Source organism: Sulfuricurvum sp. IAE1, from assembly GCF_004347735.1.
In the GTDB taxonomy this organism is placed as follows: Bacteria; Campylobacterota; Campylobacteria; order Campylobacterales; family Sulfurimonadaceae; genus Sulfuricurvum.
The window spans coordinates 1-1,335 of the sequence record NZ_SLTI01000008.1 but is presented as its reverse complement, the minus strand read 5'-3'; the positions used below and the strand labels follow the sequence as shown (position 1 = coordinate 1,335).

The following is a 1,335-nucleotide window of genomic DNA, read 5'->3' as shown; positions in this document are numbered from 1 at the left end:
GGACGCAGCGTCAGCCACTGAGAGGAGACCCATCCGATGACGGAATCGAACGCGATCGAGTCCCTGTCGCAGGAGTACCGTGTGGTCCAGCCGCCTGCCCACGCGACCGCTCGTGCGCACATCCAGACCATGGATGAGTACAACGAGCTCTACCAGCGGTCGGTCGAGGACCCCGAGGGTTTCTGGGCCGATATGGCCGAGCAGATGCTCTACTGGGAGAAGAAGTGGAACACCGTTCTCGACTACGACTTCGAGAAGCCGTACGTGAAGTGGTTCGTGGGCGGCAAGACCAACGTCACCTACAACTGTATCGACCGTCACCTCAACGGGTGGCGCCGCAACAAGGCCGCGCTCATCTGGGAGACCGATGAGGGCCGCAGCAAGGTCTACACCTACCAGTCGCTGTACTACAAGGTGTGCAAGTTCGCGAACGTGCTCAAGAAGCACGGCGTGAAGAAGGGCGACCGCGTCGCCCTGTATCTGCCGATGATCCCGGAGCTTGCGATCTCGATGCTCGCGTGTGCCCGTATCGGTGCGATCCATTCGGTCATCTTCGCCGGATTCAGCTCCTCGGCACTGCGCGACCGCATCCAGGACTGCGGCGCCAAGCTGCTGGTGACCGCCGACGAAGGCATTCGTGGCGGACGTGTCGTGCCGCTTAAGGCCGAGGCCGACGCCGCCCTCAACGAGTGTCCGTCGATCGAGACGGTCATCGTGGTCTCTCGTGCGCGCACCCGGGTGGATATGGAGCCTGGCCGCGACTTCTGGTACCACGAGGAGGTCCGCGCCGACGACATCGCGCAGCACTGCGACATCGAGTGGATGGACTCTGAGGATCCGCTGTTCATCCTCTACACGTCGGGCTCCACGGGCAAGCCGAAGGGCGTGCTGCACACCACCGCCGGCTACCTTCTGTACGCGGCCACGACCTTCCGGTATGTCTTCGACTACCACGATGAGGACGTGTACTGGTGCACCGCCGACATCGGCTGGATCACCGGTCACAGCTACATCGTCTACGGACCGCTCGCCGTAGGCGCCACGTCGCTCATGTTCGAGGGCGTGCCCACCTACCCCGACGCGGGCAGGTTCTGGGAGATCGTGGAGAAGCACGGTGTGAACCAGTTCTACACCGCGCCGACCGCCATCCGCGCTCTCATGAAGCAGGGCGAGGAGTGGCCCGCCAAGCACGACCTGTCCACGCTCAAGGTCCTCGGCACCGTGGGTGAGCCGATCAACCCTGAGGCATGGATGTGGTACTACAAGGAGATCGCGCGCGAGAACGCTCCGATCGTCGATACGTACTGGCAGACCGAGACCGGCGGCCACATCATC

General features: G+C 63.2%; 1 protein-coding gene. It reads left to right on the top strand.

Annotated features, from left to right (window positions below):
• Positions 1-36: 36 nt before the first annotated feature.
• A partial coding sequence (locus tag E0765_RS02540) for an acetate--CoA ligase (protein WP_132811663.1) occupies positions 37-1,335 on the top strand: 1,299 nt, incomplete at its 3' end.